The 25,388-nt window shown below is 72.1% G+C and carries 25 protein-coding genes, 2 tRNA genes and 3 pseudogenes; 19 read left to right on the plus strand and 11 right to left on the minus strand.

Annotated elements, in window-relative coordinates; genetic code table 11:
• Window positions 1-76: 76 nt before the first annotated feature.
• Window positions 77-445 carry a GntR family transcriptional regulator gene (locus tag REH70_RS05405; RefSeq protein WP_310752990.1) on the minus strand — a complete coding sequence of 123 codons (369 nt, stop codon included), beginning with the start codon at window positions 443-445 and terminating at the stop codon, window positions 77-79.
• Between the two features lie 454 nt (window positions 446-899).
• On the opposite strand from REH70_RS05405, the gene nagB reads away from it, so the two are divergent.
• Window positions 900-1,682 (plus strand): glucosamine-6-phosphate deaminase, encoded by a 783-nt coding sequence (nagB, locus tag REH70_RS05410; RefSeq protein WP_310752992.1) that lies wholly within the window; start codon window positions 900-902, stop codon window positions 1,680-1,682.
• Window positions 1,683-1,792: 110 nt separating this feature from the next.
• Here the strand turns inward: nagB and REH70_RS05415 are convergent, their stop codons facing one another.
• Window positions 1,793-4,072 (minus strand): DUF222 domain-containing protein, encoded by a 2,280-nt coding sequence (locus tag REH70_RS05415; protein WP_310752994.1) that lies wholly within the window; start codon window positions 4,070-4,072, stop codon window positions 1,793-1,795.
• Window positions 4,073-4,286: 214 nt separating this feature from the next.
• Between REH70_RS05415 and REH70_RS05420 the strand changes: the two genes are divergently transcribed.
• The 3 genes from REH70_RS05420 to REH70_RS05430 all read left to right on the plus strand — a co-directional run bounded on the left by REH70_RS05420 (window position 4,287) and on the right by REH70_RS05430 (window position 6,927).
• The gene (locus tag REH70_RS05420; RefSeq protein WP_310752996.1) at window positions 4,287-4,667 is read left to right on the plus strand and encodes a DUF3039 domain-containing protein; all 381 of its coding nucleotides are present in this window, start codon (window positions 4,287-4,289) and stop codon (window positions 4,665-4,667) included.
• Entirely contained in the window at window positions 4,664-6,484 is a 1,821-nt protein-coding gene (locus REH70_RS05425; protein ID WP_310752998.1) for a DEAD/DEAH box helicase, read from the plus strand. The genes REH70_RS05420 and REH70_RS05425 overlap by 4 nt, the downstream gene beginning before the upstream one ends.
• A 287-nt stretch (window positions 6,485-6,771) precedes the next feature.
• Window positions 6,772-6,927: a hypothetical protein gene (locus REH70_RS05430; RefSeq protein ID WP_310753000.1), complete on the plus strand. Its 156-nt coding sequence runs from the start codon at window positions 6,772-6,774 to the stop codon at window positions 6,925-6,927.
• Window positions 6,928-7,024: 97 nt separating this feature from the next.
• Here the strand turns inward: REH70_RS05430 and REH70_RS05435 are convergent.
• Window positions 7,025-8,309: pseudogene (locus tag REH70_RS05435) on the minus strand (nicotinate phosphoribosyltransferase).
• Window positions 8,310-8,607: 298 nt separating this feature from the next.
• On the opposite strand from REH70_RS05435, the gene clpS reads away from it, so the two are divergent.
• The 6 genes and pseudogenes from clpS (at window position 8,608) to rdgB (ending at window position 12,764) form a co-directional block, all read left to right on the plus strand.
• Window positions 8,608-8,901 carry an ATP-dependent Clp protease adapter ClpS gene (gene clpS / locus REH70_RS05440; RefSeq protein ID WP_310753002.1) on the plus strand — a complete coding sequence of 98 codons (294 nt, stop codon included), beginning with the start codon at window positions 8,608-8,610 and terminating at the stop codon, window positions 8,899-8,901.
• A 225-nt stretch (window positions 8,902-9,126) separates the two neighbouring features.
• The gene (locus REH70_RS05445) at window positions 9,127-9,642 is read left to right on the plus strand and encodes a DUF2017 family protein (protein WP_310753004.1); all 516 of its coding nucleotides are present in this window, start codon (window positions 9,127-9,129) and stop codon (window positions 9,640-9,642) included.
• A 9-nt stretch (window positions 9,643-9,651) separates the two neighbouring features.
• Window positions 9,652-10,467 (plus strand): glutamate racemase, encoded by an 816-nt coding sequence (murI, locus tag REH70_RS05450; protein ID WP_310753006.1) that lies wholly within the window; start codon window positions 9,652-9,654, stop codon window positions 10,465-10,467.
• Window positions 10,468-10,474: 7 nt separating this feature from the next.
• The gene (locus tag REH70_RS05455) at window positions 10,475-11,263 is read left to right on the plus strand and encodes an MBL fold metallo-hydrolase (protein ID WP_310753008.1); all 789 of its coding nucleotides are present in this window, start codon (window positions 10,475-10,477) and stop codon (window positions 11,261-11,263) included.
• A gap of 52 nt (window positions 11,264-11,315) precedes the next feature.
• Window positions 11,316-12,080 (plus strand): ribonuclease PH, encoded by a 765-nt coding sequence (gene rph / locus REH70_RS05460; protein ID WP_310753010.1) that lies wholly within the window; start codon window positions 11,316-11,318, stop codon window positions 12,078-12,080.
• 46 nt (window positions 12,081-12,126) lie between these two features.
• Window positions 12,127-12,764: pseudogene (gene rdgB / locus REH70_RS05465) on the plus strand (RdgB/HAM1 family non-canonical purine NTP pyrophosphatase).
• Here rdgB and REH70_RS05470 read toward each other — a convergent pair.
• Complete coding sequence (locus REH70_RS05470) at window positions 12,715-13,143, minus strand: DUF3054 domain-containing protein (RefSeq protein WP_310753012.1); 429 nt, start codon at window positions 13,141-13,143, stop codon at window positions 12,715-12,717. The pseudogene rdgB and the gene REH70_RS05470 overlap by 50 nt on opposite strands.
• 96 nt (window positions 13,144-13,239) lie before the next feature.
• On the opposite strand from REH70_RS05470, the pseudogene REH70_RS05475 reads away from it, so the two are divergent.
• Window positions 13,240-14,963: pseudogene (locus tag REH70_RS05475) on the plus strand (ABC-F family ATP-binding cassette domain-containing protein).
• Window positions 14,964-15,040: 77 nt separating this feature from the next.
• Here the strand turns inward: REH70_RS05475 and trxA are convergent.
• Complete coding sequence (gene trxA, locus REH70_RS05480) at window positions 15,041-15,427, minus strand: thioredoxin (RefSeq protein ID WP_310753014.1); 387 nt, start codon at window positions 15,425-15,427, stop codon at window positions 15,041-15,043.
• A 121-nt stretch (window positions 15,428-15,548) separates the two neighbouring features.
• Between trxA and REH70_RS05485 the strand changes: the two genes are divergently transcribed.
• Window positions 15,549-16,112 carry an NUDIX hydrolase family protein gene (locus REH70_RS05485; RefSeq protein ID WP_310753016.1) on the plus strand — a complete coding sequence of 188 codons (564 nt, stop codon included), beginning with the start codon at window positions 15,549-15,551 and terminating at the stop codon, window positions 16,110-16,112.
• 40 nt (window positions 16,113-16,152) lie between these two features.
• On the opposite strand, the gene REH70_RS05490 is transcribed toward REH70_RS05485, so the two are convergent.
• Window positions 16,153-16,233: transfer RNA gene (locus REH70_RS05490), tRNA-Leu, on the minus strand.
• A 50-nt stretch (window positions 16,234-16,283) separates the two neighbouring features.
• The gene (gene bcp / locus REH70_RS05495; RefSeq protein WP_310753018.1) at window positions 16,284-16,754 is read right to left on the minus strand and encodes a thioredoxin-dependent thiol peroxidase; all 471 of its coding nucleotides are present in this window, start codon (window positions 16,752-16,754) and stop codon (window positions 16,284-16,286) included.
• 54 nt (window positions 16,755-16,808) lie between these two features.
• Between bcp and REH70_RS05500 the strand changes: the two genes are divergently transcribed.
• The 3 genes from REH70_RS05500 (at window position 16,809) to REH70_RS05510 (ending at window position 17,687) form a co-directional block, all read left to right on the plus strand.
• The gene (locus REH70_RS05500; protein WP_396134681.1) at window positions 16,809-17,159 is read left to right on the plus strand and encodes a GroES family chaperonin; all 351 of its coding nucleotides are present in this window, start codon (window positions 16,809-16,811) and stop codon (window positions 17,157-17,159) included.
• 111 nt (window positions 17,160-17,270) lie between these two features.
• Entirely contained in the window at window positions 17,271-17,546 is a 276-nt protein-coding gene (locus REH70_RS05505) for a hypothetical protein (RefSeq protein ID WP_310753020.1), read from the plus strand.
• 65 nt (window positions 17,547-17,611) lie between these two features.
• A tRNA-Lys gene (locus REH70_RS05510) sits at window positions 17,612-17,687 on the plus strand.
• 624 nt (window positions 17,688-18,311) lie between these two features.
• Here REH70_RS05510 and REH70_RS05515 read toward each other — a convergent pair.
• The gene (locus REH70_RS05515; RefSeq protein ID WP_310753022.1) at window positions 18,312-18,509 is read right to left on the minus strand and encodes a hypothetical protein; all 198 of its coding nucleotides are present in this window, start codon (window positions 18,507-18,509) and stop codon (window positions 18,312-18,314) included.
• A gap of 2 nt (window positions 18,510-18,511) precedes the next feature.
• On the minus strand, window positions 18,512-18,898 hold the full coding sequence (locus REH70_RS05520; RefSeq protein WP_310753024.1) for a hypothetical protein: 387 nt from the start codon (window positions 18,896-18,898) through the stop codon (window positions 18,512-18,514).
• A 270-nt stretch (window positions 18,899-19,168) separates the two neighbouring features.
• On the opposite strand from REH70_RS05520, the gene REH70_RS05525 reads away from it, so the two are divergent.
• The 4 genes from REH70_RS05525 to REH70_RS05540 all read left to right on the plus strand — a co-directional run bounded on the left by REH70_RS05525 (window position 19,169) and on the right by REH70_RS05540 (window position 23,546).
• Window positions 19,169-19,606: a hypothetical protein gene (locus tag REH70_RS05525; RefSeq protein ID WP_310753026.1), complete on the plus strand. Its 438-nt coding sequence runs from the start codon at window positions 19,169-19,171 to the stop codon at window positions 19,604-19,606.
• Between the two features lie 27 nt (window positions 19,607-19,633).
• Window positions 19,634-20,116 carry an NUDIX hydrolase gene (locus REH70_RS05530; protein WP_310753028.1) on the plus strand — a complete coding sequence of 161 codons (483 nt, stop codon included), beginning with the start codon at window positions 19,634-19,636 and terminating at the stop codon, window positions 20,114-20,116.
• Between the two features lie 313 nt (window positions 20,117-20,429).
• Window positions 20,430-22,064 carry an AAA family ATPase gene (locus tag REH70_RS05535; protein ID WP_310753030.1) on the plus strand — a complete coding sequence of 545 codons (1,635 nt, stop codon included), beginning with the start codon at window positions 20,430-20,432 and terminating at the stop codon, window positions 22,062-22,064.
• A gap of 174 nt (window positions 22,065-22,238) precedes the next feature.
• A complete protein-coding gene (locus REH70_RS05540) occupies window positions 22,239-23,546 on the plus strand; it encodes an ISL3 family transposase (RefSeq protein WP_310753032.1) in 1,308 nt (435 codons plus the stop codon).
• A gap of 317 nt (window positions 23,547-23,863) precedes the next feature.
• Here the strand turns inward: REH70_RS05540 and REH70_RS05545 are convergent, their stop codons facing one another.
• Complete coding sequence (locus REH70_RS05545) at window positions 23,864-24,031, minus strand: hypothetical protein (protein WP_310753034.1); 168 nt, start codon at window positions 24,029-24,031, stop codon at window positions 23,864-23,866.
• Between the two features lie 45 nt (window positions 24,032-24,076).
• Window positions 24,077-25,144 carry a hypothetical protein gene (locus REH70_RS05550; protein WP_310753036.1) on the minus strand — a complete coding sequence of 356 codons (1,068 nt, stop codon included), beginning with the start codon at window positions 25,142-25,144 and terminating at the stop codon, window positions 24,077-24,079.
• Window positions 25,145-25,388 lie beyond the last annotated feature (244 nt).

A 25,388-nucleotide genomic window follows, 5' to 3' on the forward strand; every position in this document is an offset into this window, starting at 1 on the left:
GTGCCCTCCGCCGCGCGCTGCACGCGGGATGCCGGATGCGCGATGCGGCGGGCGAGACTCGCCCGTCTCCTGCGCGTCAGGTCTCGGGTCCCGCCGCGCACGCCTGGCGCACCCACGCCACCGCGGCGTCGTCGTCGAGCCCGAGCGACCGGGCGCGCCGGAGATAGTCGCGGGCTGCCTCGAACGCCGCCCGCTCGCGCGCGTCTCCCGACGCAGCCACGAAGGTTCCCTGCCGTCCCCGTGTCTCGACAACTCCGGCGCCCTCGAGCTCGCGGTAGGCACGGGCCACCGTGTTGGCGGCGAGCCCGAGTGTCTCGGCGAGGCTGCGAACCGTAGGGAGCCGGGTCCCGGGGGCCAGGGTGCCGTCGTCGGCGAGCGCGGTGATCTGCAGCCGCACCTGCTCGTACGGCGCGACGGAGGAGAGCGGGTCCACGGTGAGGTGCATCGTCGGCTCCTGTGGTCGGGATCGTCATGGCGAGGTGGCCCGAGGAGCGACCAGCCGGGTGAGCGGGGTCGCGCCCGCGGGATGCGCACCCGGTCCCGGGTCGGCGCCCCCGACCGCCGTGCGAAGTACAGCAGACGCCGCCCCGACGTTCGCCGCGTCGTCGCCCCGACGTTCGCCGCGTCGGCGCCCCGAGGTTCGTCGCGTCGGCGCCCCGACGTTCGCCGCGTCGCCCCGTCGTAGCCCAGACGCCTCATCGCCTCATCGCGTCGTCGTACCGACGCGCCGTCGCGCAGTCGCCTCGACTGTCGTTGCGTCGTCGCACCGCCGCCCCGCCGCCCCGTCGCCCTACACCCGCCGCGTCACCGCACACCGCCGCCTGCTCATCGCCACGGCGCCGACAAGAGCCCGTCCCGGCGATTGGCGCGGCGATCGCGGCGCGTGGGACGGTGACCGGATGGAGGTCGTGATCGCCCCAGCGCCCGAGCTCGCTCGCCTCGCGGCAGGTGCCGTGGAGGACCTGCTGCGTCGTCGTCCGGACGCTGTGCTCGGCCTTGCGACCGGCTCGAGCCCTCTCGCGGTTTACGACGAGCTGGCTCGCCGACACACGGAGCAGGGGCTGTCCTTCGCCCGCGTGCGCGCGTTCATGCTCGACGAGTACGTGGGCCTGTCCATGGACCACCCGCAGCGGTACCGCAACGTCATCGACACCGAGTTCGCGGCGCGCGTCGACATCGCGCCGGACGCGGTGCAGGGACCCGACGGGCTCGCCGCCGACCTGCCGGCCGCCTGTGCCGCGTACGAGCAGGCGATCGCGGACGCCGGTGGCGTCGATCTGCAACTGCTCGGCATCGGTACCGACGGTCACATCGCCTTCAACGAGCCGGGATCGTCCCTCGCGTCCCGCACCCGCATCAAGACGCTGACCGAGCAGACCCGTGTCGACAACGCGCGGTTCTTCGACGGCGACGTCGACCAGGTGCCCCAGCACTGCCTCACCCAGGGGCTCGCCACGATCATGTCGGCGCGGCACCTCGTCCTCCTCGCCACCGGGCGAGGCAAGGCGGAGGCAGTGCACCAGCTCGTCGAAGGCCCGGTGAGCGCGATGTGGCCGGCGACGATCCTCCAGCACCACCCGCACGTGTCCGTCCTCGTCGACAACGCCGCCGCCAGCCGCCTCCAGCTCGCCGACTACTACCGCGGCGCGTACGCGTCCAAGCCGGCCTGGCAGGGCCTCTAGGTCATCCCAGCCGTCACGCGTCCGGGCGCCACCTCGGGTCATCGGCTTCTCGGACTCGTGCTCGTGACCTCGCAGGCGGGGGCTGCCGGCAGACCGAACGCGCACCGTCATCACATCCCGAGAGAGAAGGCGGGCACTGTCGCGCCGGTCAACGGGTCGGTCGTGCACTCGAGGTCCGGCTCACAGGGTGGTGCCGTTCCGCGAGGCGACGCAGCGTCCGCTCGTACGGCTTCCGTGCCGGACCGCGCGATGCCGTCCTGCGCATTGATGACTCGTCCGGCGCGGTCGCGGAACTCGTAGATGACGCGCGCGACGGGCCCTGGTGGTGCAGCACCGGCGCAGGTGCCGGTGCGGGGTGGGTCTGCACCCGGTGGCTCACTCGTCATCGCAGTGGCTGTGCCGGAAGCCGTCGCCGTCGCATTGCTGGGCACGCGGGTGATGGTGAGGTCGCGTCGGTGGGTCTCGTGGTGGTGGAACGAGCACAGGGGGACGCCGTTGTCGGCGGAGGTCGGTCCGTCGTCGCGGTCCCACCAGGCGATGTGGTGGATCTCGCACCACCGGCCCGGTGCGTGGCACGAGGGCCACCCGCACTGCCGGTCGCGGGCGATGATCGCCTTGCGCAGCGCCCCGGTGAACAACCGCTGCGTGCGGCCCAGGTCGAGGAGTTCGCCGTTGGCGTCGATGACGACCCTGGTGATGTCGCAGTCGCACATCGCCGCGGCGAGCTCGGTGACCGGGACGGGGGTGCCGTCCTCCAGGGTCGCCGGCGGGTAGCTCACCGGTGCGGCCGTGGCCGATGGGCTGGCCGAGCCGCCGGCGGAAGCCGCCGAACCGGAGGGCGCATCGCCGATTCTCACGGTGCCCGTACCAGTGCCGGTGCCGGCACCCGTACCAATACCGGTGCCAGTGCCAGTGCCAGTGCCAGCGCCGGTGCCGGTGCCAGCGCCGGTGCCGGCGCCGGTGCCGGTGGCCGTGCCGGCGAACGTGTCTGCGCCCACGCCGGTGCCCGCGCCCGCGCTCGTGGTGGTGGGCTGTGGTGCGTGGCGGCGCCGGTCGCGTTCGGCCCGTGCTGCCGCCCAGGTCTCGGGGGTCATGATCATCGTGATCTGCGCCGGGACGTGCCCACCGGGCTTGGTGTCCGCCGACGCGAGCACCCGGGTGACCATCTCGGTCAGGGCGTCGGCGCGGCGCTCGCCCGGGTCACGGTCGTCGTCCTCTGCCGGGCGCGGGGTCAGGGCCTCCAACGCCAGTGCGAGCCGGTGCCCGGCGATCGTGTCCAGACGCCCTTTGAGGTACGTCCCGGTCGTGGCGTGGGTCAGGTGCAGGTACCGCTCGGCCCGCCGCGCCTGATGCTCGCGTTCCAACCCGTCCGGGTCCACGGTCGCCGCCCACCGGTCCACGGTGATTTGGAACGTCGCGGCGTCCTGCCGCTGCGCCACCTCGACCAAGGCCTCCTGCACCGCCGGGGCGGCCAGTGCCTGGCGTTGCACCGGCGTGCCGGTCGCGGCGACCTTCCCCAGCACCGCGGCGTGCCCGATCGTGATCAGCCCCGCGGTCACCGCCGCCGCGGCCGCCGGGGCGGCGTCCAACTGCTCGGCCTGCCGCACCTGCCCACCCGCCGCCCGGACCCCCGTCCCCGAGACGCGCCCCCGCGCCGCCTCGTACGACCGGTCACCCGCACCCCGCCACGCCCCGGCATCCCGGTCGGCCACCAGCACCCCGGCCCGCACGACGCTCAGACCGTCGATCACCCGGTCCAGATCCGCCAGCAACGCCGACCGGTCCTCGCTCGTCCACCCGGCCGCGCCGGCGACCTGCCCGGTCAGCGCCGTCATCGCCGAGACGAGAGAACGCACCGAGGAGAGCGCGTTCACGGACGGGGTCGCGGCGGTGGTCGCGGTACGGGCCTCCGCGGCGGTGGGCCGGGCAGCGTCGTGGGAGGCGGCGCTCCGCGACGGCGCAGCGTCAGTGGAGACAGCGGCGCTCGGCGACGGCGCAGCGCCAGTGGAGACAGCGGCGCTCGGCGACGGCACAGCGTCACTGGAGACAGCGGCGCCCGGCGACGGCGCAGCGTCAGTGGAGAGAACGGCGCCCGGCGACGGAGCATCACCGGTCGAGATTGGGCTGCAGCCGAGTCGAGAAGCGTCGTAGGAAGCGCCGGCGCCCGTGGACGGCGGCTTGGCACCGGCGCCCGTGGCAGAAGGGGAACCGGGGGAGAGCCCGGATCCGGTCGACAGAGCGCCCCCGGTGAAGACCAGGGCGTCACCGGAAGGGACGACGGCGGGTGTCGCAGCACGATGCAGATGTCGGGCAGGCGTGGTGTCCGTCGTCATCGTCGCCACCTCCTCGCTTCGAACGTCTGTTCGAAGTCTACCGAGCGGCACCCACACGCGGCGGCGTCAGGCAAGATCTGTGGACAGCCGAAAGGCGCGGCCGACCGCTCCGTGCGCGAGGAGGTGCCCGTGCACGCAGGCGCAGCGCCGCTGACACAACGCAAGGGGTCTGCACTGGCACCCCCGCCCACCCCCGGCCCCCCGCCCACCCCCACCCACCCACCCACGCCGCACACCGTCCATGTCCGACCCTCGACGTAGACTCCGTCGCATGAGTGAGCCGTTCGCCTCGACCACCGGACCTGACGACCCGTTCGCGGACCAGCCGGACACCCAGGGCAGCACGGGCACCGCGACAGGCGTCCTCGAGCGCACCGAGGCCACGCCCGAGGTCGAGCCGGGGGACCGCGAGCGGTTCGCGCACTACGTACGCAAGGAGAAGATCCTCGACTCCGCGCTGTCCGGGAAGCCGGTCATCGCGCTGTGCGGCAAGGTCTGGGTCCCCGGGCGTGACCCGAACAAGTTCCCGGTGTGCCCCATCTGCCAGGAGATCTACAACGGTCTGCGCCCGCCCCAGGACGGCGAGGGCGGCGACGGCGGCTCGGGCGGCGGCACGGGCAGCGGCTCCGGCTCCGGCTTCCGCGGCAAGTGAGCACCCCGCACCGCCTGGCCCCTACTCACGCTTCCGCTGCTGCGGCCTCCCAGCTCTCGCCCGCGTTCCCCGGGCGTGCGCCGTGGGGGACCGCCGGCAAGCTGCGCGCCTGGCAGGCCGAGGCGCTCGAGACGTACCGGACGGCGGCTCCCCGGGACTTCCTCGCGGTCGCGACCCCGGGGGCCGGCAAGACGACGTTCGCCCTGCGCATCGCGACCGAGCTGCTCAGCGCGGGCACGGTCCGACGCGTGACGGTCGTCGCCCCGACGGAGCACCTCAAGCGGCAGTGGGCCGACGCCGCCGCGCGGGTCGGTATCCACCTCGACCCCACGTTCAAGAACGCTCAGGGTCGGCACGGCGCGCACTACGACGGCGTCGCCCTGACCTACGCCCAGGTCGCGACGAAGCCCGCGCTGCACGCGGCGCGGACCGCGGCCGCGCCCACGCTCGTGATCCTCGACGAGGTCCACCACGGCGGCGACGCGCTGTCCTGGGGCGACGGCATCCACGAGGCGTTCGAGGGCGCCACGCGACGGCTGGCGCTCACCGGGACGCCGTTCCGCTCGGACACCGCGGCCATCCCGTTCGTCCGGTACGAGCGCGGTCCGGACGGCATCCGACGCAGCGCGGCGGACTTCGTCTACGGGTACGGCGAGGCGCTGCGCGACCACGTCGTGCGCCCCGTGCTCTTCCTCACCTACTCGGGGCAGATGCGGTGGCGCACCAAGGCCGGTGACGAGATGAGCGCCCGCCTCGGCGAGCCGCTCACCAAGGACCTGACCGCGCAGGCGTGGCGTACCGCGCTGGACCCGAACGGGGAGTGGATCCCCTCGGTGCTCGCCGCCGCGGACCGCCGCCTCACCGAGGTCCGCCGCACCGTCCCGGACGCGGGCGCGATGATCATTGCCACCGACCAGACGGACGCGCGCGCCTACGCCGGGCACATCGCGCGGCTGACCGGTGAGTCCCCGACCGTGGTGCTGTCGGACGAGGACGGCGCCTCGGACAAGATCGACGCGTTCTCGGCCGGCACCAGCCGGTGGCTGGTCGCGGTCCGCATGGTGTCGGAGGGCGTCGACGTCCCCCGCCTCGCGGTGGGCGTCTACGCGACGTCGACGGCGACCCCGCTGTTCTTCGCCCAGGCGGTCGGGCGGTTCGTCCGCGCCCGGCGTCGCGGCGAGACGGCGTCGGTGTTCCTGCCCAGCGTGCCGCAGCTGCTCGAGCTCGCCGGCACGCTCGAGGCAGAGCGCGACCACGCCCTGGACCGTCCGCTGACCGCGGAGGAGCAGGGCGACCTGTACAACCCCGAGGACGCCCTCATGGCGGCCGCGAACCGGGCCGACTCGGGCCCGGACGCGGTCGGCCCCGACGGCACCCAGGGGTCGTTCGAGGCGCTGGACGCCCAGGCGTCGTTCGACCGTGTGCTGTTCGACGGCGGCGAGTTCGGCACCGGCGCCGACGTCGGGTCCGAGGAGGAGCTGGACTTCCTGGGGCTGCCCGGTCTGCTGGACGCCGACCAGGTCACCACGCTGCTCAAGCAGCGCCAGGCGGACCAGCTCACGGCCCGCCGGGGTCGCGGAGGCGCGGCCCAGCCGGCCCAGCCCGAGCCCGTCGTCGACCACCGTCGCGTCGCGGAGCTGCGCAAGGAGCTCAACTCGCTCGTCTCCGCCTGGGCACGCCGCAGCGGCCAGCCGCACGGGTCCGTGCACACCGAGCTGCGCCGCCGCTGCGGCGGCCCGGAGGTCCCGCTGGCGACGCTGGACCAGCTCGAGCAGCGGGTCGCGCTCGTGCGCGGGTGGTTCGTCGGCAAGCGCTGATCCACCCCGGGGACGACGCCGCACCCGCGCGGCACGGCGTCCCGCGGGCCGCCCGCGCGGCACGGCGTCCCGCAGGCCGACCGCGCGGCACGGCGTCGCGCAGGCCGCCCCCACGGCACGGCGTCCCGCGGGCCCGCCCCGCGGCACACGTCGCGAGCGGTCACGAACTCCTGTGTCGGGTGTGACGGGAGTTATGTCGCGCGGACCGGGGCGACCCCTGCCACGCTGGACGGGTCTCACCGCCCCGGGCACCCTCGTGGGCGGCAACGGAACCGAAAGGCGCCATCATGCCCACCTGGCTTCTCATCCTCATCGTCGGTGTCGTCCTGCTGATCATCGGCGTCGCGGTCGAGGCGGCGAAGATCCTCATCTGGATCGGCATCGCGGTGCTCGTCATCAGCCTCATCCTCGGGCTCGTCCGTCGCGGCGGAGCGAAGGTCTGACCCGAGCACGGTGACGGAGCCCGGTACCCGGCGAGAGCGGGGTGCCGGGCTCCCGTCGTCCCACCCGGGCTCGTCCCACCCGGGCTCGCGGGCCAGCTCAGTCCTCCAGCGTCACCGTGACCGTCGGCACCGCGGCCTCGTCTGCCGAGAGCCGGCGCGCCCCCGCGGCAGCTCCGCCCGGGAGTCGCGGTGCCGCTCCTGCGCGGTGTGCACCCCGTGCGCCCCGCACCAGCGCGTGTCCACCGCACCCCCGACGACGAGCGGGACGTGGAGCGGCCGCAGCGCCTGCTCGTCGGGCGACCACGTCGCGACGGCGTTGTCCGGCCCGGTGATGAGGACCTCCGCCTCCGCGCGTCCCTCGTCGTCGAGCCGCCGGGCCGCGGTCTTGCGGCCCCCGACGCTCGTCTTGGACGCCGACGCCTTCGCGACCGGCTCCAGCACGCCGTCGACGCGGGCGCGGGCCACGAGCTTGTAGACCATGCCGCACGTCGGCGCACCGGACCCGGTGACCACGGACGTGCCGACGCCGTAGGCGTCGACGGGCGCCGCGGCGAGCGCCGCGATGGCGTACTCGTCGAGGTCGGAGGAGACCACGATCTTCGTGCTGGTCGCGCCGAGCGAGTCCAGCTGCCGGCGCACGTCCTGGACGAGGTACGGCAGGTCCCCGGAGTCCAGCCGGACCGCCCCGAGCTCCGGTCCGGCGGCGGCGACCGCGGCCTCGACACCGGCGCGCACGTCGTAGGTGTCGACGAGCAGGGTGGTGTCCTTGCCCAGGGAGGCGACCTGGCTCGCGAAGGCCGACGCCTCGTCGTCGTGCAGGAGCATGAAGGCGTGGGCGGCCGTGCCGATCGTGGGCAGTCCCCAGCGGCGTCCGGCCTCGAGGTTCGACGTCGCGGAGAACCCGGCGACGACGGCGGCGCGGGCCGCGGCCACCGCGGCGTGCTCGTGCGCGCGGCGAGAGCCCATCTCCAGCACCGGACGGTCGACCGCCGCGCTGGTCATGCGCGAGGCGGCGGACGCGACGGCGGAGTCGAAGTTGAGCACCGACAGGATGAGCGTCTCGAGCAGGACGCACTCGGCGAACGTGCCCTCGACGACCATGACGGGGAGTGCGGGAAGAAGATCTCGCCCTCCGCGTACCCCGAGATGTCGCCGGTGAAGCGGTAGTGGGCGAGGTAGTCGATCGTGGCGTCGTCGACGACGCGCTCGGCGGCGAGCCACTCGAGCTCTGCCGCGCCGAAGCGGAAGTCGGCCAGCGCCTCCAGGACGCGCCCCGTGCCGGCCAGCACGCCGTACCGGCGGCCCGCCGGCAGCCGCCGCGCGAACACCTCGAACACCGAGTGACGGTGCGCGGTGCCGTCGGCGAGCGCCGCCTGCAGCATCGTCAGCTCGTACCGGTCGGTGAGCAGCGCGGTGCTCGCACGCGCCGCCGGTGCGTGGGCTGGGGGAGGGGGTCACGGCCGGGGCGGCGCCGATGCCGCCCGGGGCCGAAGGCTCCGGTGCACTCATGCGCTCACCGTAGGGGCGGGCGCGGGGGCTCGTCGCCCCGAACACCACCCGGAGGTCGTCGCCCTGGGCAGGGTCCCGCGGCGCGTCGCCCCGAGCAGCACCCCGCGGCGGCGCTCGCCCCGGACGCACGGCCCCGGCGGGCCGTCACCAGCGAACACCTACAGTGGGACGGTGCCCACCCAGACCCTTCCCGAGGCCGACGTCCGGGTCGAGGAGGGCGCGGAGGTCGCCGACGCGTGGGTCACCATCGTCTGGAACGACCCCGTGAACCTCATGACCTACGTCAGCTACGTGTTCCAGTCCTACTTCGGCTACGCCGCGGAGAAGGCCGAGCGGCTCATGCGCCAGGTGCACGAGGACGGCCGCGCCGTCGTCTCGACCGGCAACCGCGAGCAGATGGAGGTCGACGTGCAGGCGATGCACGGCTTCGGCCTGTGGGCGACGCTCCAGCAGGGCGGCCAGTGATGCGCGGCTTCCGCGCCGTCGGCCCGTTCTACGTCGCCGGCCTCGGCCCGGTCGAGCGGCAGGTCTTCGCCGGGGTGGTGGCGGACGTCGCCGAGCTCCTCGGCGCCGAGCGCTTCGCACCGCCCGCCCCCGGCGGCACCGCCCCCTCCTCCGACGACGCCGCCTCCCCGGCGGGGGCCGACGCCGCCCCGGGACGCCGCGACGTCGTCGTCGGCGGGGCTGCGGATGAGCGCGACGGACCTGCCCGCCCCGGACGACCCCGCGGTCCGCCGCCTGCTGCCGGACGCCTCGCGCGACGACGACGCCGTCGCCGCGGAGTTCCGCCGCCTCACCGAGGCCGACCTGCGGGCGACCAAGGTGGCCCGCCTGCGTGACCTGTGGCTCGCGCTCACCCGCGACGCCGAGCCGGTCCCCGGTGTCGGGGTGGACGACGACGTCGACCTGCCCGTGCGTCGCGAGGACGCCCCGGCCGTCGCGGCCGCGCTGACGGACCTGCGGCTCGTGCTCGCCGACCGGCTCGGGCTGGAGTCCGAGGAGGACGCCGACGCGCTCTACACCTCGCTCGAGGAGCAGGCCGCCGCCGAGGAGGCCGGCTGGGTGCCGGACGACGACCGCCCGGCCCGCGAGATCGTCGCCGCCGAGGCCAGGGCCCACCTCGGGGCCGTCTACGCGGCGCTGTCGTGGCTCCAGGAGACGCTCATGGCGGTCCTGCTGGCCGACCTCGACCGCCCCGGCGACTAGGCTCGCCGCGTGAACGACGCTCCCATCGGCATCTTCGACTCGGGCGTGGGAGGGCTCACGGTCGCGCGATCCATCCTCGACCAGCTGCCGCACGAGTCGCTGCTCTACATCGGTGACACCCTCAACTCCCCGTACGGGCCCAAGCCGCTCGCCGCGGTCCGCGCGCACGCGCTCGAGGTCATGGACGACCTCGTCGACGCCGGCGTGAAGATGCTCGTCATCGCCTGCAACAGCGCGTCGGCGGCGGTGCTGCGCGACGCTCGCGAGCGGTACACCGTGCGTCGGGGGCTGCCGGTCGTCGAGGTGATCTTGCCGGCCGCACGGCGCGCCGTGGCGGCCAGCCGGAGCGGACGCATCGGCGTCATCGGCACGAAGGCGACCATCGCGTCGCGCGCCTACGAGGACGCGTTCGCCGTCGCGCCGCGCCTGCACCTCGTCGGGCAGCCGTGCCCGCGGTTCGTGGAGTTCGTCGAGGCCGGGGTGACGTCCGGCCCCGAGGTGCTCGCCGTCGCCCACGAGTACCTGGACCCGGTCCGGGCCGCGGGCGTCGACACGCTCGTGCTCGGCTGCACCCACTACCCGCTGCTGACCGGCGTCATCTCCTACGTCATGGGGGAGGACGTCACGCTCGTCTCCAGCGCGGAGGAGACCGCCAAGGACGTCTACCGCACCCTCGTCGCGCACGGGCTCGAGCGGTCGGACGCCGCCGGCCCGCCGCAGCACCGGTTCCTCGCGACCGGCGACTCCGCGTCGTTCCAGCACCTGGCCCGCCGGTTCCTCGGGCCCGAGGTGGGCGCCGTCGAGACCACCGGGGTGCTGCGGTGAGCGCGGCATGAGGCTCACGGTCGTCGGCTGCGCCGGCTCCTACCCGAGCGCGGCGTCCGCGGCGTCGAGCTACCTCGTCGAGGCCGACGACGCCGCCGGGCGCACCTGGCGGGTCGTGCTCGACCTCGGCAGCGGCGCGCTCGGCGCGCTCCAGCGGCACTGCGACCCGGCCGACGTCGACGCGTTCGCCGTCTCGCACATGCACGCCGACCACTGCGCGGACCTCGTCGTCCTCGGCGTGTACCTGCGCTACCGGCCGGCCGGACGACTGCCCGCGATCCCCGTGCACGCCCCGCCCGGCGCCGCCGAGCGGCTCGCCCAGATGGCCGGGTCCGACCCGGCGACCGGGCTCAGCGGGTGCCTGGACGTGCAGGACTGGGTCGAGGGCACCGCGGTCGACGTCGGGCCGCTCCGGCTCGAGCCGATCGCCGTCGAGCACCCGGTGCCGTCGTTCGGCGTCCGGGTCACCGGACCCGCGGAGGACGACCCGACGCGCCGCGTGACGCTCGCGTACACCGGTGACACCGACGAGTGCGCGGGGCTGACCGCGCTCGCATCCGACGCCGACCTCCTGCTGTCCGAGGCGGCGTTCCTCGAGGGGCGCGACGACGACCTGCGCGGCGTCCACCTCACCGGCCGCCGGGCGGCCGCCGCGGCCGTGGCCGGTGACGCGCGTCGCCTCGTGCTCACCCACCTCGTCGCGTGGAACGACCCGGTGGCGTCGGTCGCGGAGGCCCGCGCGGTGTACGACGGCGCCCTCACGGTCGCCGAGCCGGGGGCCGTGTACCGGCTCTGACCGGGCACCCACCGGCGGCGGCCTGTCGGTCCCGCCGGATAGGCTCGACGGCATGACGACCCCCTCCACCCCCTTCTCGCGCGCCGACGGTCGCCGCCCCGACGAGCTGCGCCCGGTGACGATCACGCGCGACTGGCTCGACACCGGGGAGGGCAGCGTCCTGGTCGAGTTCGGCGGCACGAAGGTGCTGTGCGTCGCGTCGTTCACTCAGGGCGTCCCGCGCTGGCGCAAGGGCTCGGGCCAGGGCTGGGTGACCGCGGAGTACGCGATGCTCCCGCGCGCCACGTCGACCCGCTCGGATCGCGAGTCGGTCAAGGGCCGCATCGGGGGCCGCACGCACGAGATCTCGCGGCTCATCGGCCGCTCGCTGCGCGCCGTCGTCGACGTCTCCGCGCTGGGCGAGAACACGCTCGTGCTCGACTGCGACGTCCTGCAGGCCGACGGCGGCACCCGCACCGCCGCGATCACCGGCGCCTGGGTCGCCCTGGCCGACGCCGTCGCGTGGGGGCAGCGCCAGGGCGCCATCACCGGGAGCAAGCCCGTCCTGCTCGACTCGGTCGCGGCCGTGAGCGTCGGGATCGTCGACGGCGTCCCGGTGCTCGACCTGCCGTACGTCGAGGACGTGCGCGCGCACACCGACATGAACGTCGTCGTGACCGGCAAGGGGCAGTTCGTCGAGGTGCAGGGCACCGCGGAGCAGGCGCCGTTCGACCGGCGCGAGCTGGACGCGCTGCTCGACCTCGCGCTCGCCGGGACGAGCGAGCTGACGCGGTTCCAGGAGCAGGCGCTCGCGAGCGGCGCCACGACGCACCCGTGACCGGCGTGCCGACCCCGGAGGCCGGGTCCGCAGGCGCCCCCGGCTCGTGCTCGCGACCCACAACGCGCACAAGCTCGGTGAGCTGCGGGCGATCCTCGCGCCCGCCGTCCCCGACCTCGACCCCGCGGCCGTGGTCGGCGCGCGCGACGTCGGCGCACCCGAGCCCGTCGAGGACGGCGTCACGTTCGCCGAGAACGCGCTGATCAAGGCGCGTGCGCTCGCGGCGTTCACCGGCCTGCCGGCCGTCGCCGACGACTCCGGGCTCGCCGTGGACGTCCTGGGCGGGGCGCCGGGCATCTTCTCGGCGCGCTGGGCCGGGCGGCACGGCGACGACGCGGCGAACCTCGCGCTGCTGCTCGCGCAGCTCGCCGACATCGCCCCCGAGCACCGCGGCGCGCAGTTCGTGTGCGCGGCCGCCCTCGTCACCCCGGACGGGGCCGAGCACGTCGAGCTCGGGTCCCTGCGGGGACGCTCGCGGCCGAGCCGCGCGGCACCGGCGGCTTCGGCTACGACCCGATCCTCGTGCCCGCCGACCAGCCCGCCGGCGCGCAGCCGCGCACCTGCGCCGAGCTGTCCCCGGCGGAGAAGAACGCCATCTCGCACCGCGGCCAGGCGTTCCGCGCGCTCGCGCCGGTCATCGCCGAGGTGCTGGCTCGCCCGTCCGCCGACGGGCCGGGCCGCTGACGACCATGGCCACCGTGCGCCAGCCCACCAGCCCGAGCGCGAGGACGCCGCCGGCCACCGCGACGAACGCCGGCGCGAGCCCGCCTCCGGCGAGCCCGCGCAGCGCGAGCCCGCCGGCCCACGTCACCGCCCACACCACGACGCCGGTCGGCCAGACCGCCGTCGGCCGCCGCCACGCCCGTGCGACGACCCACCCCGCGGCGCCGGCCACGAGGAACGGCCACGCCGTCCCGAGGACCCCCACGACGCCGCCGCCCTCCGCGTGCGACGACCGCCCGGCCGCGGCGAAGGCGACGACGCAGGCGGCGTCGAGCACGGCGGCGAGCAGGACGGCGAGCGGAGCGGTGAGCGGGGCGGCGGACCGGGCGCGGGCAGTCATGGGGACGACGCTAGCCCGCACGTCCGGCGGGAGACGCTCGTGAGCGGGGCGACGGCGCCGGTCGTCGAAGTCGGGACGCCGGTCGCCCCGGGCGTCGTGCACGTCGCCGCGCGCGACGTGTCCTTCGGGTACCCGGGGCGGCCCGTGCTCACCGGGCTGACGCTCACCGTCGGCGCCGGGGCGCGCCTCGGCGTGGTCGGCGAGAACGGCGCGGGCAAGTCCACGCTGCTCGGAGTGCTCGCCGGGACGCTGCCGCCGCTGAGCGGAGAGGTGCGCCGGGCGGGGTCGCTCGCCGTCGTCGCGCAGGAGCTCACCGCGCCCCCGGGGCGACCGTCGGCACGCTCGTCAACGAGGCGCTCGGTGCCGTCCGGGCCGCCGAGGCCGAGCTGCGCCGCACGCTGGACACCTTCGACCACGAGTCCGGCGACCTCGCGGCGCTCACCCGGGCGCTCGCGCGGCTCGACCACCTGGCCGGCTGGGACGCCGACCGGCGGATGGACGAGGCGCTCACCCGCTTCGGCGCGCCGCGGGACCGGTCCCGGGTGCTGGCCGAGATGAGCGTGGGGGAGCGGTACCGGGTCCGGCTCGCGTGCCGGGTCGCCCAGCGCGCCGACGTGCTGCTGCTCGACGAGCCGACGAACCACCTCGACGAGTCGGGCGTCACCTACCTCACCGCCCAGCTCGCGGCCTGGCCCGGCGTCGTCGTCCTCGTCACGCACGACCGCCGGCTGCTCGACGACGTCATGACCGGGATGATCGACCTCGACCCGACCATCGACGGGCGTCCGGCGGTGTACGGCGCGACGACCTACGCGGCCTACCGGTTCGCCAAGGACGCGGCGCTGCGGCGCTGGCGGCAGCGGTACGCCGCGGAGACCAAGCGGAAGGCGCAGCTGCTGCGGCGGCTGGACGAGTCGTACGAGGGACTCTCGGACGAGTGGCGCCCGCCCAAGGGCAGCAACAAGCACCGCCGGCAGACCGGCGCCCGCATCCACGTCAAGGCGGCCGACCGCCTGGTGCAGCGCCTCGAGGCCGAGGCCGTCGAGATCCCGGCGCCGCCGCGGTCACTCGCCTTCCCGGACCTGCCCGCGCTGCCCAGCCAGAACGACGGCACACCCTCCGGCGGGCCGCTGCTCGAGGTCCGGGCGCCGCTCGTGCCCGGGCGCCTGGACCTGCCCGGGGTGCGCGTCGGGCTGCCGCCGTGCGGTCGGCTGCTGGTGACCGGGCCGAACGGGTCCGGCAAGTCGACCCTGCTCGCGGCGCTCGCCGGGGCGGTCCGGCTCGAGCGCGGCGTGCGGACCGTGGCGCCCGGGGTGCGGATCGGGACGCTCGCGCAGGAGGGCCACGCGTCGGTGGGCCCGCGCGGTGAGCCCCTGCCGGACGTCACCGACCCGGCCGTCGCCCCCGGCGCCGGTCCGGACACGGCCACCGGTGGCGCCGGTGGCGCCGCACCGGGCGACGGTTCGCCCACCGGCTTCGCCGCGTACGCCCGCCGGGCCCTGGACCTGCTCGCGATCGGCGCGCTCGACCCCGAGCAGCTCGTCCCGGTCGCGGCGCTCGGGCTGCTGTCCGAGGAGGACCTGGAGCGCCCGGTGACCGAGCTCTCGGTCGGCCAGCGGCGCCGGTTCGACCTCGCGTGCGCGCTGCTCGCGGCGCCGCACGTCCTGCTGCTCGACGAGCCGACCAACCACCTGTCGATCGCCCTGGTCGACGAGCTCACCGCGGCGCTGCGGGCGACGTCGGCCGCCGTCGTCGTCGCCACGCACGACCGGCGCATGCGCGCCGACCTCGCCGACTGGCCCGAGCTGGCGCTGGGCTGACCCGACGCACCGGCGGCGCCGGACGCAGAACGGGTGCCACCCCGCGAGGAGTGACACCCGTTCGTCGTGCGTGGGGCTCAGTGCTGGTGCGAACCCTCGTGCTCGGCGTGCTGCGAGGCGATCTGCGCGCGCACGTCGTCCATGTCGAGCGCCTTGACCGCGGTCAGGACCTGCTCGAGCGCAGGCGCGGGGAGCGCGCCGGCCTGGTTGAAGACGAGGATGCCCTCGCGGAACGCCATGAGCGTGGGGATCGACGTGATGCCCAGCTCGCCGGCGAGCGCCTGCTCGGCCTCGGTGTCGACCTTGGCGTGCACGACGTCGGTGTGGGTCTCGGACGAGGCCTCGAAGACGGGCCCGAAACGCTTGCACGGGCCGCACCACTCGGCCCAGAAGTCGACCAGGACGATGTCGTTGTCCTTGATGGTCTGCTCGATCGTGGTGCCGGTCAACTCGGTCGTCGCCATGGTTCCGCCCTCTCGTTCGTCTGTTCCGTCCGGTCGGCACAGCAACGCAGGCGCCGGGAGTATTCCGCCCGGCTGCGCGTCGAGTTCGGCCGGCGGGCGGATCCGGGGGTAGAAAAGGTCGGTGACCGACACCTTCGAGCTGCCCGACCCCGACCACGAGCCGCACCGTCCCGCGGGCTGGCTGCCCCAGGACGAGATCGCGCGGATCCGTGCGGTGGTGCCGATCCTCTACGTGGACGCGGTGCCGGTGCGGGTCGACGACTCGGGCGACGTCGTCGCCGTCGGGCTCCTGCTGCGGGTCACCCCGGAGGGCGTCATGTCCCGTGCGCTGGTGTCGGGGCGCGTCATGCACCACGAGCGGATCCGCGACGCGCTGCTGCGGCACATCGAGAAGGACCTCGGTCCGGTCGCGCTGCCGCACATCCCGTCGTCGCCGCAGCCGTTCACCGTCGCGGAGTTCTTCCCCACGCCGGGCGTGACGCCGTACCACGATCCCCGCCAGCACGCGGTGTCGCTCGCGTACGTCGTGCCGGTGTCGGGGGACTGCCGCCCGCAGCAGGACGCGCTCGACCTCGCGTGGCTCACGCCGGAGGAGGCCGCGAGCGAGCAGGTGCAGGTGGAGATGAACGGCGGCCAGGGGCTGCTGCTGCGCCAGGCGATGGCGCACGTCGGTCGGCTGCCCTGAGGCGGCACCGGGCACCGCGCGGGGCACTGCGACCGCTGGGTGCGGGAGACGGGATTCGAACCCGCACGCCCGAAGGCACCAGGACCTAAACCTGGCGTGGCTACCGTTACACCACTCCCGCGGGGAAAGCCTCGCACACCGCCGGTCGCGGCCGGGGGCGAGGCGGGCCGGTCAGTCGATGCCGAGGTCGCGGCGCAGCTTCGCGACGTGCCCGGTGGCCTTGACGTTGTACTGCGCCAGCAGCACCTGGCCCTCGGGGTCGACGACGACCGTGGAGCGGATCACCCCGGTGACCGTCTTGCCGTAGAGCTTCTTCTCGCCGAACGCGCCCCACGCGGTGAGGACCTGCTTGTCGACGTCGGACACGAGGGGGAAGGTCAGGCCGTCGTGCTCGGCGAACTCGGCCAGCCGCTCGGGCGGGTCGGGCGAGACACCGACGACGGCGTACCCCTGCCCCTGCAGCGTCTGGAGCGAGTCGCGGAAGTCGCACGCCTGCGTCGAGCACCCCGGCGTCATCGCCGCGGGGTAGAAGTAGACGATGACGCTCTGCCCGCGCAGCGAGGACAGCGTGAGCTGACCCCCGTCGGCGGTGGGCAGGGTGAAGTCCGGGGCGGTGTCGCCGGGGGCGAGGCGGGTCGTCATGGCGCCAGCGTAGTGACGCGCCGGGGGCGCGCGGACGCGGGTAGCGTCGGCGTCGTGAGCACGGAGTCGAGGACCGCGGACGGCGCCCAGGGGGCGGCCTCCATCCGGATGCTGGGCGACCGGCTGCTCGTGCGGCTCGACGCCGAGTCCGCCGAGCGGAGGTCGTCGTCGGGCATCGTGATCCCGGCGACCGCCGCGGTGGGCCGCAAGCTCGCGTGGGCGCAGGTCGCCGCGGCCGGGCAGGGTGTGCGGCAGGTGACCGTCGGGGACCGGGTGCTGTTCGACCCGGAGGACCGCGCCGAGGTCGAGCTCGGCGGGACCGTGTACGTGCTGCTGCGGGAGAAGGACGTCGCCGGCGTCGCGCAGTCCGACGGCGGCGGCAGCGGGACCGGGCTGTACCTGTAGGCCGCCCATCCCCCTGACGGAGCAGCGTCGGCGCCGGCGCGCGCCCGGGCGGGTGTGGCGCCTTGCCAGCCGACCGTGAGGGTGGTCCGATGAGCGCCGACCGAGAACGGGGTGAGTGACGTGCCGCAGGACGACCGCACGACGGAGGGCGACGGCCCGGGTGCCGAGGGCGCCATGGACCTGCTCGCCGAGCACGTGCCGCTCGCCCTCCTGCTCGACCTCGCCGCGGCCGACGGCCCCGCGTCCGAGGAGATCCTGCGCACCGAGGGCGTGCCCGACGACGCGTGGTGGGAGCCCGAGGCGTCGAACGCGTCCGACGGCGGCGCCCCGGCCGACGACGCGGCTGCGGCCGGCGGTCCCGCGGACCCGGGCGAGCCGACGGCGTGACGTCCGCCACGTCGGGCCCGACCGGTTCGCCGATCCCGGCAGGCTGGTGCTAGGTTCTTCACCGCGCGCCATTAGCTCAATTGGCAGAGCAGCTGACTCTTAATCAGCGGGTTCGGGGTTCGAGTCCCTGATGGCGCACCATCACCGCAGGCCAGCGACTCACACCGGGTCGCTGGCCTGAGGCATGTCCGGGGCCGGGTCCACGTGTGGGTCCACGTGTTCTCCGGGGTTGTGGTCGAACAGCGTGTCCAAACTTCGCGCTACGTCGGCCCGAGGCAGCCGCCGGCCCATGTAGACGTCCTGCGTCATCGACACCCGCGCGTGCCCGAGCTGACCCTGTCGAGGCCACCGACACCAGGCGGGGCAGGTACTCGGTTCCGTCGACCCGGATCGACAGGCCGGCGGTGACCATGGCCGGTTGCCACACCCACCGGTACACCGCGGCGGAGCGCCACAGCCCCCGCACGCGCCAGGTCACGAGCCTTGCGAATGACTCCGCGTGCATGCTGCGCCAGCTCGCGAGCAGCACGACCGCCACGGCGGCGACCGAGAGGATGAGCAGAGGTCCCCGGGTCGCGGTCACCCGGACCGCCACCAGCCCAACCAGGACCAGGGCGACGGCGAGCGGGTGCCTCAGCAGCCACCACACCCCAGCGGCGAGCCGCCTGCCCGCCCACGCTGCCAAGACCGCGGTGAGGGGGACGTGAACCTTCGCGACGTTGAGCCGCATCGGCCCGTGCTCGCGCCGGTCGCCGCCGAGGCGGTTCACAGCGTGCTCACCTGCTCCCACAGCCACGTCCCCGCAGCCGTCAGCGCCTCATTGACCGCCGGACCGGCCGGGGTCGCCCCGAGCACCAGACCGAGCAGGACGCACACCACGCACGAGCCGATCCGCAGCTGCCGGGTGCGCAGCAGGAGGACGACCAGGGCGGCCAGGACGAGGGCGACCGCTGCGACACTCATGGTCAGGCCGCCTTGCCGTCGGTCACGCCCTGGCCCTGGACCTTGGCGCCCGCCACGCCGTCAGCGGTCCAGGTCTCCACCAGGCCGCCGGCCTTGTTGACCCGGGTTTCGACCCACAGGTCGGTGAACTCCACCCGACCGAACTCCTCCACCACCGGCCGGCTCAGCGAGCCCACCGTCACAGTTGCGGTCGTGTTCGACACCCGCCCCCAGGACGACTGGCGGCAGATGACCTCCACCGCCCACAGCGGCATCCCGGTGTTCTCGTCCCGCGCCTGGGTCTCCGAGGGGCGGCGTCGCCCATCCAGCTCGACCCACTCCTTGACCTCGTCAACGATGCCCGTCGCCCGCATCACCTGACGCTTGCTGTCCACCGCGTACCCGCTCATCAGTGCCGCCTCCGTCGCCGTTGTGCCAGCGGGACTGCTGGCTGTCCCTCAAGCGTCATGGCGCCCTGGTCGCGCGACCCGCAATCGGATTCCGGGGTCTGTCGGTGGGGAGTGGCATGCTCGACGGATGAAGGGTGCGACGAGCCACTGACGCCGGGGGAGAAGGTGGCGTACTACCGCCGTCGGCGAGGCATGTCTCAGACGGTGCTCGCTGACCTGGTAGGCAAGACGACGAGCTGAATCGAGAAGATCGAGTCCGGCCGAGCGAACTTGCAGGTCCTGCCGAACATCGCCCACTTGGCAGAGGTGCTCGACATCTCGCCGTTCGAACTGCTACCCGACGACATCGTCCAGGTGAACGCAGCCACCCGCGGGCGCAGCGTCCCGGCACTCCGCAAGCAGTTACTCAGCTACCGCTTCGTCAACCCGCGCTACCTGGACGACGACGTCGCGCCGCTCCCTCTGCCCGAGCTGAAGGCAGCGGTCGCCGAGACGTGGGACGCATACCAGGCGAGAGCCCTCCACTTCCAGCGCAAGCAGCCCGAGGCCCTTGCGCTGCTGCTCGATGCCGAGCGGCGCGCGCCCGAGCAGGTACAGCGGCACTACATGACCCACTCGCTTCTCCACGAGTGGCTTCGCAGACGGCGCGTGACGCCCAGCACCGAACTCCACGGCCTGGCCAGTCGAGCCGGCATCCTCGCCGATTGACACGAGCGGTGCACCTATCCTGACCCCGTGACAGAGGCCGAGAAGTTCGCTAGCCCTCGCGTAGCCGCCGGTGTGCTCTTCCGCGACGACGATGGACGGGTCCTCCTAGTCAAACCGAGTTATAAAGACGGCTGGGAGATCCCAGGCGGTTACGTCGAAACGGGTGAAAGTCCCCGTGCCGCCGCAATTCGCGAAGTTCGTGAAGAACTCGGCATCGAGTTAGGTGTCACAGACCTGTCGGTCACGGACTGGGCTCCTCATCCCGACGAGGGAGATAAGATCCTCTTCATCTTTCACGGTCGCACAGTCGATCAGCGAGACCTTGACCGATTCGAACTCGACCACACTGAGGTCATTGACGCCAAATTCTTTCCCGTTGAAGAGTTGGCAAGCGTCATGCCTGACCGGCTTGCCCGCCGTGTCGTCGAAGCAACGCGCCAACGCGCCGCAACTTATTTGGAGCACGGCTCGCCTGTTCCCGCTTCAGTCGAAACCCAACCGCGTGGCTAGCTTCAAGCCTGCGCCAGTCGCAGTACGGGAGACTTCCTAGCAAGGCTCACGCCCAAATGCTTTACTTCTGCCCGGCGCCCCACTCGAGCATCGGGCACCGCCGATGCGTCGCGACCATGCTTACAACGACCTGCCCTTGGAGCTCGGTATGACAACTACTGACGCTTATCTGCCACTGCTTCCGGGAATTGGGTTTTCCGGTTATCGATCTTTCGCAACGTGGCAACACTTCCAGTTCCCAACGAAGGTAACCGTACTGGCAGGAATCAACAACAGCGGAAAGTCTAACGTCTTAAGATTCCTTCAGAATGTAGTGCCCAACCTTGGCAGCGCCGGCAGAGCAGGCAGGGCCGGTGTGCCGCAATTTCGCGGAGAGCCGGCGATGGGAGACCTCGATCGACCACGCGGTTTCGCGGAGCCATCGCCCCTGCAAGTTGGTGTACCCGTGAAATTGGGCAGTTTCGCTGAACCGCGGGACCCGAGGAAGCGCCATGGGCGAATTCACCCCGAGAACCTCGATGGCTATCGTGAAGCGGCGATGTCGCTACTTGTTGACGATGATGGCTACTTCTGGTCCCGATTCCAACTGATCGATAACCAGTTCGCGGTGGCAGCGTCGCGCGTTGAGGAGGCAATCAGCGCGTGGCCCGACTGGCGGGCTCATTACCGAAGCGTGCTTAACGCAATGGGCGGGGGAACAATCGACGCCCAGAACGTCATGTCCCGCCTCCTAACTTCTGTGGGCGGATTTGCCGATCCGCCCACAGTAGTTACGATTTCTAGCTCGCGGCGAGTGCAGGCAACAGACGACTTAGAACCAGACTGGCTTTCAGGTCGCGGCATCATACGCGCGCTGGCCGCTATTCAGAATCCGCCGCACAGTAGTTGGGAAGAGTCGGCGCCTCGATGGCGGGCAATCAACGAATTCGTGCGAGCCGTCCTCGGAGACCCCAATGCGTCTCTCAATGTCCCGTTCGATTACTCCACCATACAGGTCGAGACGCCACAACGCGTCCTACCGCTCGCGAGCCTCGGTAGCGGCGTAGAACAAGTCATTGTCTTGGCAGCGGCGGCCACGGTCACTTCTAGATCGCTCGTGTGCCTAGAGGAGCCGGAAACCAACCTTCATCCCCTGCTCCAGAAGAAGCTTGTCCGGTACTTGACTGACGAGACGGATAACCAATACGTGATCGCGACGCATTCCTCTCACCTACTCGACGACGCGCGAGCAAACGCGTACCACATCAGGTTGACCGTAAAGGGCAGTGTGGCAACTCTCGCTCGCCGTCCCCACGAGCTGGTCCAGATTTGCAACGATCTAGGCTATCGTCCGTCCGACTTGTTGCAGGCCAATTGTGTCATCTGGGTGGAAGGACCATCGGATCGAATCTACGTTCGTCGGTGGCTCGAACTGGTCGATCCTAACTTGAAGGAGGGTATCGACTACTCGGTGATGTTCTATGGTGGAAAGCTCTTGTCGCACCTAACTGTCGACCAGCAAGCACTCGAAGACTTCATCAGTCTGAGGCATCTGAATCGAGCGAGCGCCGTCCTAATCGACTCCGACAAAACCGGAAGCCGAAAGAAAATCAGCGCAACGAAAGCGCGTATTAGAGACGAGTTTCTTAACGATCAACCCGCGCCGGGGCTTGCATGGATCACCAAGTGCTATACCGTCGAAAACTATATCCCAATCGACGTTCTGAAGGCGGCAGTGCAGACAGTTCATTCAACCGCGACTCTCGAATCGTTCGACCAGTGGCAGAATCCGCTACCGAAGAGAGCAGGCGGTGCCGCGTACGACAAAGTCGGCATAGCCCACGCAGCGGCGCCGCTGCTACAGCCGGACCACCTGAATACGTTCGACCTCCGTACACAGTTGCTGGCCCTTCAGCAGTTCATACATCGCGCTAACGGCCAGACTGTAGCTCCCGACGCGGACGTGTAGAACCGTGATGGTCGCTCCGTGTATCGGTGCGGGACTGTGCCCGATATGGAGGCCTGCGTTCTACTGGCTCTTCGCAGATGACGGTGTAGCGGGGCCAGCGCGTCGGTGCCCGGGTAGGGGTCGAGGTCTCCCGAGGATGAAGGTTCCTACGCCGCTCATCCGGAAGACCTCGACGTGCCCGACGCTACCTTCGCTGCCCCGGACCTGACCACGTTCTGCCGGCTGGACGAGCTTGGCCTGGAAGTCACCGGGCAACGCCTCGAACCGGATCGTGCGGTGCTGTCGTGCCGGGTCGTCGACCCGGACCAGTGGTGTCGGCGCTGCGGCTGCGAGGGCACCGCCCGGGACACGGTGGTCCGGCGGTTGGCGCACGAGCCGCTGGGTTGGCGACCCACGATGCTGCTGGTCACGGTGCGCCGGTACCGGTGTACCGGGTGCGGGCACGTGTGGCGGCAGGACACCAGCCGCGCGGCCGCGGCTCGGGCGAAGCTGTCCCGGCGGGCGCTGCGCTGGGCCCTGGAAGGACTGGTGGTCGGACACCTGACCGTCGCACGGATCGCCGAGGCTCTGGCGGTGTCGTGGAACACCGCCAACGACGCGGTCCTCGCCGAGGGACAGCGGGTCTTGATCGACGATCCCCGCCGCTTCGACGGGGTGCAGGTCGTTGGCGTCGATGAGCACGTGTGGCGACATACCCGCCGCGGCGACAAGTGCGTGACCGTCATCATCGACCTGACCGCGATCCGCGCCGGTACCGGCCCGGCCCGGCTGCTCGACATGGTCGAAGGCCGATCCAAGCAGGCGTTCAAGCAGTGGCTGACCGCTCGCCCCACGGGCTGGCGGGACGGGATCGAGGTCGTCGCGATGGACGGCTTCACCGGCTTCAAGACCGCCGCCACCGAGGAGCTGCCCGACGCCGTGGCGGTCATGGACCCCTTCCACGTCGTACGCCTTGCGGGCGACGCGCTCGACCGCTGCCGTCGACGCGTCCAGCAGGATCTGCACGGCCACCGCGGCCGCAAGACCGACCCGCTCTACCGCGCGCGGCGGACCCTGCACACCGGCGCTGACCTGCTCACCGACCGGCAGCGGCAGCGGTTGACCGCGCTGTTCGGCGTCGACGAGCACGTGCAGGTTGAGGTGACCTGGAGCGTCTACCAGCGGATGATCGCCGCCTACCGCGATCCGGACCGGGCTCGTGGACGCCAGCTCATGACAGCGCTGATCGCGTCCCTCAGCCGCGGCGTCCCGGCCGCTCTGACCGAGCTCGTCACCCTCGGCAGGACCCTGACCAAGCGGGCCGGCGACGTCCTGGCGTACTTCGACCGGCCCGGTACCAGCAACGGACCGACGGAGGCGATCAACGGCCGGCTCGAACACCTCCGCGGCTCCGCCCTCGGCTTCCGCAACCTCACCAACTACATCGCCAGGAGCCTGCTCGAGACCGGCGGCTTCAGGTCCCGACTACACCCTGGATCGTGATGAGCCGTTCTACTCCCCGTTGCCGCATTCGCCTCTAAAGGATCAAGGCGCCGGCTTCGCCGGCGCACGGCCTGCGGGCGGCGCTGGCGCGCCGTCCTCGGCCGGCGGCACAAGCAGCCCGCAAGGTCCGAGTCTTCCGGTTCCGCACCTCCGAGCCGCCGACCCGATCGCAGGGGCATCCGCCCGCCTACGGTCCGCGTCAAGGGCGCCTACGGCGTCACTTCGTGATGGGCTCCGCCCACCCTTGACCCAGACCTCCGGCGAGCTCAGTGCTCCGCTATCGGGTCGGCGGCTCTCCTGCCGATGCACGCAGATGGTCAACGAGTACCGATCGGCGCTTTCGGTGGAGCCGTCTGGTCGCCTTGCCCCTGTCCCCACCGCAGGTAGAACGCGAAGTACGGGTCGGAGATGTGCAGGGTAGACAGGTCCTCGTCGTAGTCGAGCACCGGTTCGCCCTCGACCTTGGTCTTCGCAATCTGAGTCATCTGGTCGAGCACTCGAGTGATCTCGTGCCGCTGAGGGGTCGCTCTTCAGGACGGCACGTATTGCGGCCCGCAGTTGCTCATACCCGATGGTGAGCGCCGGGCCTGTGTGAGCGATGGCCGCCAGCACTGCGCCGTAGATGTCAACTTCACGACCGTCCTGGAGCGTACGTCTGATGCGGTCCGTTCGGGCCCGTGGACCTTGAGCCAGTAGGTCGAACGCAGTCTTCGCGGTGTCGACGGCAGTAGCACGGAAAAAGCCGACCAGTCGTCCGGAGGTGTGAGAGCCGTCGGGCTAACCTGCGTTTCCTCGATCCGATTCAGTCGGCACAACCGCCTGCAGAAATCCTGCATCAGGTGCGGACTAGCGAAGCTCTCCCTTGCGAGACGCTGCGCGAGCTCGCCACCCGCGTCCTCAACATTCAGCGCGGTGAAGCCGCGGCGGGCAATCTCCACCAGGTCGGCCTCCTCCCACGGCTCGATGTTTAGATGAGTGACGCGACCAGTCATCTCTTTCTCGACTCGAACAGCGTCGTACGCCCGGTGAGGCACTGAAGCGAAGACTACGCCCAGGCCGTCGAACACAAGGTCCTTCAGTCCACGCACGATACCCAGTTGCACAGCGGGGTCGACGTAGTGGAAGTCGTCGATGACGATGATGTGAAGGCTGCCGCTGAGCGCCGATCGCGCCGCAACCAACGGACTCGTCGTGCGACCGAGCGCGTCTTCTCGACCGGACTCAGTCGTTGAGGTCGCTCCGTAGCGACCGGACGCCAGCCCCGCCGAAAGCCCGCCTTCCTTGGTGCGGGACTCCCCTTCCGAGTTGGCGACCGTTGAACCAACCTCCGTCCATAGCCCGAGCTTCTCTGCGACCTGGCTCCAAAGGTCGTTGGTCGACTCGATCACTCCGCCCGAGAGCCAAACCGCATCCCTCGCGACCGACCGAAGCAGTGTCGTTTTGCCGGTCTTGGTTGGTCCCGACACAGAGAGGATCGTGCCGCGATCGCCGAGGTACTCCCGAAGCTGTCGTTCGAGCCCGAGATCTTCGCGAGGGTTGTACGTCACGTGAGGCAGACGCCCGACGACGAAGACCTCAGTGAGCGAGACGTGATCCATGGACCGACCGTACCAACACTACGACTAGCGTCCGGTGCCGAGCGCCTCCGTGTCGCGAGGGGCCCTGAACCTACCCCCACATCACCCGCGCGGGCTCTCCCGCCGCACACCGACGTCCTTCTGGGTCCACGTGCGGGTCCACGTGGCGCGCGGAACCGCCATGACCGTCGATGCCTAATCAGAGCCCGCATGCAGGTCAGGCGCTGCGGAGCGGGCCGGAGCGCCCCTCAGGACCAAATCAGCG

Origin of the sequence: Cellulomonas sp. ATA003 (assembly GCF_031582905.1) — a bacterium.
In the GTDB taxonomy this organism is placed as follows: Bacteria; Actinomycetota; Actinomycetes; order Actinomycetales; family Cellulomonadaceae; genus Pengzhenrongella.